Source organism: Sphingobium sp. 22B, assembly GCF_001580035.1.
GTDB lineage: Bacteria > Pseudomonadota > Alphaproteobacteria > Sphingomonadales > Sphingomonadaceae > Sphingobium > Sphingobium fuliginis.
This window is the reverse complement of the sequence record NZ_LTAB01000009.1, coordinates 138,872-145,219: the sequence shown is the minus strand read 5'-3', so window position 1 is coordinate 145,219 and position 6,348 is coordinate 138,872. Positions and strand designations below refer to the sequence as shown.

Below are 6,348 nucleotides of genomic sequence, written 5' to 3'. Positions count from 1 at the left end.
GATGCGATCCATCTGCCCGGCATCTACGTCAAGCGCATGATCGTCGGAGCGCCTTACGACAAGAAAATCGAATTCCGCACCGTCCGCCAGAGGGAGGCGGTTTGACGTGACATGCCCTTCCCCGACCCCTCCCGCGAGTGGGAGGGGGGCTGTCGGCCTGGCGGTTTCGATGATGTTGGCGGGCTGTTCGGCCGATCGGCCGGCGGCGGTTCCGGTCGCGCCCGAAACGCCCCCGGCCGGGATGCAGTATCTTTATGGGTCGGGGGAGGCTTCGGCGCTTTCGCTCCAGGCTTATCAGGCTTTGCTGGCGCATGTCGCGGCGAAGGTGAAGGTGCGCCCGGCCGACAGCGTGATCCTGGCCGAAGGCGCAGGCCTTGACGATCCGCGCTTCGTGCCCTGCGGCGCAAAGCCCCTTGCCGCCGTCTTCGATGTCGATGAGACGGTGATGCTCAACATCGGCTATGAATATCATGCAGCGCGGACGGGCAGGGGATTCGACACGGCCGCCTGGGATGCGTGGGAAAGGACGGGCGAAGCTGCGGTCGCGCCGGTTCCGGGCGCGGACCGGATGGTGCGCGCTCTGCGGCAGATGGGCGTGACGGTGGTGTTCAACACCAATCGCGCCGCCGGGAATGCCGAGCCGACCGTCCGCGCCATAAAGGCGGCCGGTCTGGGCGATGCCGTGCATGGGCAGACGCTGTTCCTGAGCGGCGACGACGCCATGGGATCGCGCAAGGACGGGCGGCGGGCGACGATCGCGGCGCGATATTGCGTCATCGCCATGGGCGGCGACCAGTTGGGCGACTTTTCGGACCTGTTCAATGGCGGACCGTCGGTGACGGCGCGGCGTGCCGCGACCATGCAGCCGGCGATCGCGCAGATGTGGGGCAATGGCTGGTTCGTCCTGCCCAATCCGGTTTATGGAAGCGGCCTCAAGGGCGGCTTCGACGAGGTTTTTCCGCTGGACAAGAGGTGGGCCGCGCCTGCCGATGGGGAGAAATAACATGCCCTGGACTCGTGACGAAATGGCCGCGCGGGCGGCGAAGGAATTGCAGGACGGTTTCTACGTGAACCTGGGCATCGGCATCCCGACGCTGGTGGCGAACCACATTCCCGATGGCGTGGAAGTGACGCTGCAGTCGGAGAACGGCATGCTGGGCATCGGCCCTTTCCCCTATGAGGGGGAGGAGGATGCCGACCTGATCAATGCGGGCAAGCAGACGATCAGCGAATTGCCGCAGAGCTGCTATTTTTCCAGCGCCGACAGCCCCCAAGTTCATCCCGGCCTGCACCCTGCCGCTGACGGGCAGGAATGTGGTCGACATGATCGTCACCGACCTCTGCGTGTTCCAGCGGCCCGACCATGACAGCCCTTTCCGCCTCATCGAATGCGCGCCGGGCGTGACGGCGGAGGAAGTCGCCGCCAAGACCAGTGCGCATTATCAGTCCTAGAGCTTCGATCCGATCGAATCGGATCGCCGCTCCGAAGTTTTTTGTTTACCGCGATTTCTTAACCGGCGATCCAGTCGGATCACCTGCAAATCGCTCTGAGGAAGCACGATGAGCCTCGACGGCACCTATGACGATGGCAATGTCTTTGCCCTGATCCTGGCTGGGAAGATTCCTTCGACCAGGCTTTATGAGGACGAGCATACATATGCCTTCCTCGACATCCAACCGCAGTCCAAGGGGCACAGCCTGGTCATTTCCAAATGGTCGAAGGCGCGGAACATATTGGACGTCGAGGACGAGGCGCTGGCGCAGGTGATGGCGACGGTGAAGAAGGTCGCCAACGCCACCCGCAGGGCGCTGGACCCCGACGGCATCCATGTCGCGCAGTTCAACGGCGCGCCTGCCGGGCAGACCGTGTTCCACCTGCATTTCCACATCGTGCCGCGCTGGGAAGGCCAGCCGCGCGGCTTCGTCGCCCATGCGCAGGGCGACTTTGCCGATCCGGCGGAACTGCAGAAGCTGGCCGAAGAGATTCGCGCCCAGTTCTGATGCGCCAGACCTTCGTGAAAGCGCCCTGAGGTGGCGCTCAAGCCCTTCAAGGCCCCCGGCGCGCGGCTGGCGCTGCGCGCCAAGCGGGAAAGCCGGCGCTTCGCCGGCGGCAGCCGGCCGGCGGAGATCGTCCTGGACATTTCCCGGCTGCTGTCCCGCAGTTTCCATGCCGCGCCGACCGGGATCGACCGGGTCGAGTTCACCTATGCCCGGGAATTGCTGGAGCGGATGCCGGACCGGCTGGCCTTCGCCGCCGTTCATCCGGCGGGCGGCTATTATGGGCGGCTGAAGGATGCGGCGGTGCGCCAGTTCCTGGCCTTCACCGCGGCGCGCTGGCGCAACACGGAGCAGGTGGACGAGCGCGAGAGCAAGGCGGCGGTGATCCGCCACCTGATCGCGCTGCGCCCGCGCCCGGTGCCGGTGGCGCATGGGCCGCGCATCTATCTGCAGGTGTCGCCCCATCATCTGGACGACGCCGATCAGGTCGGCGCGATCCTGCGGGCGGAGGGCGCGCGCTTCGTGACGCTGGTGCATGACGTCATTCCGCTGACCCATCCCGAATTCGCCCGGCCGCAGGGCGCGGAGGAGCATCTGAAGCGGGTGCGCACGATCGACCGCTATGCCGACGGGATCATCGGCAACAGCCAGGCGACGATCGATGCGCTGGCGCCGCGCCTGACGCGCGGCCTGGAGGGGCGGGTGATCCGCGTCGCCCATTTCGGCGCGGACGCGCCGGACATGGTGGTGGAGGGCAGCCATGAAGTGCCGGATCGGCCCTATTTCGTCTATATTTCGACCATCGAGCCGCGGAAGAACCATCTTCTGCTGCTCAACATCTGGCGGCGGCTGGTGGAGAGATGGGGCGACAAGGCGCCGGTTCTGGTGCTGATCGGGCGGCGCGGCTGGGAAAATGAAAATGTCGTCGACATGCTGGAGCGGGCGGAAATCCTGCGCGGCCATGTGATCGAGGCGGGCAGCGTGCCGGACAATGAGATGAACGCGCTGGTCGCCGGGGCGCGGGCGATGCTGATGCCCTCCTTCGAGGAAGGCTATGGCATGCCGGTGATCGAAACGCTGTCGGCGGGCGTGCCGGTGATCTGCAGCGACATCGTCGCGCATCGGGAGGTGGGCGGCGAAGCGCCGGATTATCTCGACCCGCTGGACGGCCTCGGCTGGCTGAGGGCCATAGAGGCGTACAGCAAGGCCGATGCGCCCGAACGGGCGGCGCAGATCGCGCGGATCGCGGCGTGGCGGGCGCCGACATGGGGGGATTATTTCGACATCGTCGCCGGCATGCTGGACGAAATGACGGTTCGCGCTTCCGCTTGACGTCCCTGTGCCGGGCGATCACAGAAGCTGTTGTATGGATTGCGTTTTCGAATGGCTGAAGCGTCGCTCCATTCGCGCTGATCTATCTGTGGCTGGGGGCGGCTTTTCAACGTGAACGCGACTCCGTTTCTGCGCTCGCCTCCCTTTCCGGGCGTTGACCCCGCGACGGCGGCGATCAGTCGCATGCGGCGCGATGGCGAATCGGCTGCGCCTGTTTCCGACGCCTTGCTGGACGCCGTCGCCCAGGCGCGGGTCGGCGGCACATTCTGGGGCCATCGGCCCGTCGGCATCAGGCGGGTCGCGCGGGTCGGCGTGGCCGTCCCGCAGGCCATGATGGACGGCCTTGCGCGGCAGGAAATCGGCATTGTGGGGAAGGCGGGGCGGGGCGCGGACTCCGGCCCCGGTCATGTCCTGCCGGAACCGACCGACCTCTGGGCGCTGATCGCGGGCGCGGCCTCCGTTCATGCCGGGGCGGGCGACGAACTGGCGATCATCGCCGGGCTGCTGCATGTGCCGGTCTTCGACGCGGACGGCGCGGCCATCGAGCCGGCGGTCCTGCGTGACAGCGCCCGTGCCGCGCTGGCGGCGGCGACCTATCGCGACTGTTTCAGCGGCGAGGACGCCGATGCCGTGCAGGCCGTGGCGCAACTGGCCGACTGGCGGCGGCATCTGGACGGCAATCATGGCATCGCGGCGGCGAGCGGCATGGCCTTGTGGAAGCGGGAGGCGATCCGGCGGTTCCTGTGGGACGGCGTCGCGTCGCCGCCCTTCCTGCCGGAGCGCAGGGGCCTGCGGCGGGCCGCCCGGCGGGGAGGCGCGCTTGCGGTCTGGCCGTCGCGCGTGACGCCCGGCGCCATGGAGGATGCGCGCCGGCAGGGCGTGACCATCGCCCGGGTGGAGGACGGCTTCCTGCGGTCGAAGGGGCTGGGCGCGGCGCTGCATCCGCCCGGATCGGTGGTGATCGACCGGACGGGCATCTATTATGACGCGCGCTCCGCCAGCGACATGGAGCTGCTGCTGGCGACCTGCGTCTTCACGCCCGCGCTGGAACGGCGGGCGGCGCGGCTGCTGACGCAGATCCGGGCTTCCGGCGTCACCAAATATGGCAAGGGCGGGGGGCGGATGATCGGCCTGCCCCAGGGTCGCCGCACGGTGCTGGCGGTCGGGCAGGTCGAGGACGATCTGTCGGTCGAATATGGCGGCGCGGGGGTGGCGGGCAATCTCGACCTGCTAAAGCGGGTGCGCGCGGCCGAGCCCGACGCCCATATCGTCTATCGCCCGCATCCCGATGTGCAGGCGGGTCTGCGTAAGGGGCATCTGAGCGATGCGGCGGTGCTGGAGCAGGCCGACGCCATCGATACCGGGTCGCCGCTGATGGAGCTGGTGCAGGCGGTGGACGAGGTTCATGTCCTCTCCTCCCTCACCGGGTTCGAGGCGCTGATGCGCGGGCGGCCGGTGACGGTCCATGGCATGCCCTTCTATGCCGGCTGGGGGCTGACCCGCGATCTGGCGGCGCCCAACGGACGGCGCGGGCGTCAACTCACCCTGGACCAGCTTGTGGCCGGGGCCTTGATTCTCTATCCACGCTATCTGGACCCGGTGACGCGCTTGCCATGCGGACCTGAAATCATGGTCGAGCGTTTGGCAAGCGGGGCGCCGGCCCCGGTGTCATGGTTGATCCGGCTGCGGACTTTACAGGGGAAGTTGCAGAGATTTATGACTTTGTCCGCCGAGTATTTCCATGGTTGATGCCAAGGCCAGAACCTTCCTGTTCCTCCAGGGGCCGCATGGGCCCTTTTTCGCCATGCTGGCGGAGGCGCTGAGGGCTCGGGGGCACCGGGCGCTGCGCATCAACATCAATGGCGGCGACAAGGTCGACTGGCCGGGGGAGGGGGCGACCGATTATCGCGGGACGTTCCGCAACTGGCCGATCTTCTTCGACGACCATATCGTCCATCATGGCGTGACGGACCTGATCCTCTATGGTGATTGCCGCCCCTATCATGCCTCCGCCCACAAGATGGCGCGGCTGCGCAACCTGCGCGTCCATGTGGTGGAGGAGGGGTATATCCGCCCCGATTTCCTGACGCTTCAGGAAGATGGCGTGAACGGCAATTCGACCCTGCCGCTCGACCCCGAATGGTATCTGGAGCAGGCGAGGGCGCTGCCGCCCGAGGAGAATGGGCGGCAGCCGCAAATCCCCTCCACCTTCCGGCAGCGCGCCTTCAACACCGGGCGCAACGGCATGGCGTCGGCGCTGATGCGGCCCGCCTTTCCCTTCTATCGCACGCACCGGCCCAACAGCTTCCTGTGGGAGACGGCGGGCTGGTTCAAGAAGCTGAACCTGCGCAAGGCGGAGCGCCGCAGGTCGCGCGAGCAATGGGGGGCGGTGTGCGACCGGCCCTATTTCACTTTGCCGCTCCAGCTCGATTCCGACTATCAGATCCGCGTCCATTCGCCCTTCGGCACGATGCGCGCGGCCTTGCGCTTCGTCATCAAGAGCTTCGCCGCCCATGCGCCCGCCAACACCGCCCTGGTGGTGAAGCGCCATCCGCTCGATCCGGGACTGGTCGCCTGGGGACGGCTGACGCGGCGGCTGGCGGCGCAATATGGCGTCGGGGACAGGGTCTTCTACCTGGCGGACTGGGACATTGCCGAAGTGGTCGACAGGTCGCTGGGCGTGGTGACGGTCAACAGCACGGTGGGCACGCTGGCGCTTAACGCCGGCAAGCCGGTGGTCGTGCTGGGCCATGCGGTCTACAAGGTGCCGGGCGTGGTGCACAGGCGTTCGCTCGACGAATTCTGGTCCGCGCCGGGGGCGCCCGACATGGCGCTCTATTCTGCCTTCCGCCGGGTGCTGATCGACCGTTGCCTGATCAGAGGCGGCCTGCTGAGCGAGGAAGGGCTGCGGATGCTGGTGGACAATGCCGTGGAGCGGCTGACCCGTCCCGCCCCTTCGCGGGCCGAGCCGCGGCTGGTGCATGACCGCCAGCCTGCCCGGGCGGCCTTGCGATAGGG

The 6,348-nt window shown here is 67.3% G+C and carries 5 protein-coding genes and 2 pseudogenes; all 7 read left to right on the top strand.

Features of this window, described 5'->3' with window-relative positions; genetic code table 11:
* Positions 1–105: pseudogene (locus A0J57_RS26885) on the top strand (succinyl-CoA--3-ketoacid-CoA transferase); the annotation flags it as partial.
* A gap of 64 nt (positions 106–169) precedes the next feature.
* Complete coding sequence (locus A0J57_RS10990; RefSeq protein ID WP_061939400.1) at positions 170–1,003, top strand: 5'-nucleotidase, lipoprotein e(P4) family; 834 nt, start codon at positions 170–172, stop codon at positions 1,001–1,003.
* A 1-nt stretch (position 1,004) separates the two neighbouring features.
* Positions 1,005–1,452: pseudogene (locus A0J57_RS10985) on the top strand (CoA-transferase).
* 108 nt (positions 1,453–1,560) lie between these two features.
* A complete protein-coding gene (locus tag A0J57_RS10980) occupies positions 1,561–2,001 on the top strand; it encodes an HIT family protein (protein ID WP_044661388.1) in 441 nt (146 codons plus the stop codon).
* A gap of 30 nt (positions 2,002–2,031) precedes the next feature.
* Complete coding sequence (locus A0J57_RS10975; protein WP_044661389.1) at positions 2,032–3,330, top strand: glycosyltransferase family 1 protein; 1,299 nt, start codon at positions 2,032–2,034, stop codon at positions 3,328–3,330.
* A gap of 111 nt (positions 3,331–3,441) precedes the next feature.
* On the top strand, positions 3,442–5,079 hold the full coding sequence (locus tag A0J57_RS10970) for a capsule biosynthesis protein (protein WP_061939398.1): 1,638 nt from the start codon (positions 3,442–3,444) through the stop codon (positions 5,077–5,079).
* Positions 5,072–6,346 carry a capsule biosynthesis protein gene (locus tag A0J57_RS10965; protein ID WP_025549852.1) on the top strand — a complete coding sequence of 425 codons (1,275 nt, stop codon included), beginning with the start codon at positions 5,072–5,074 and terminating at the stop codon, positions 6,344–6,346. The genes A0J57_RS10970 and A0J57_RS10965 overlap by 8 nt, the downstream gene beginning before the upstream one ends.
* The last annotated feature ends 2 nt before the right edge of the window (positions 6,347–6,348 follow it).

Coding starts and splice junctions, on each gene's coding strand:
- A0J57_RS10990 (WP_061939400.1), top strand. CDS start 170: ATGATGTTGGCGGGCTGTTCGGCCGATCGGCCGGCGGCGGTTCCGGTC.
- A0J57_RS10980 (WP_044661388.1), top strand. CDS start 1,561: ATGAGCCTCGACGGCACCTATGACGATGGCAATGTCTTTGCCCTGATC.
- A0J57_RS10965 (WP_025549852.1), top strand. CDS start 5,072: ATGGTTGATGCCAAGGCCAGAACCTTCCTGTTCCTCCAGGGGCCGCAT.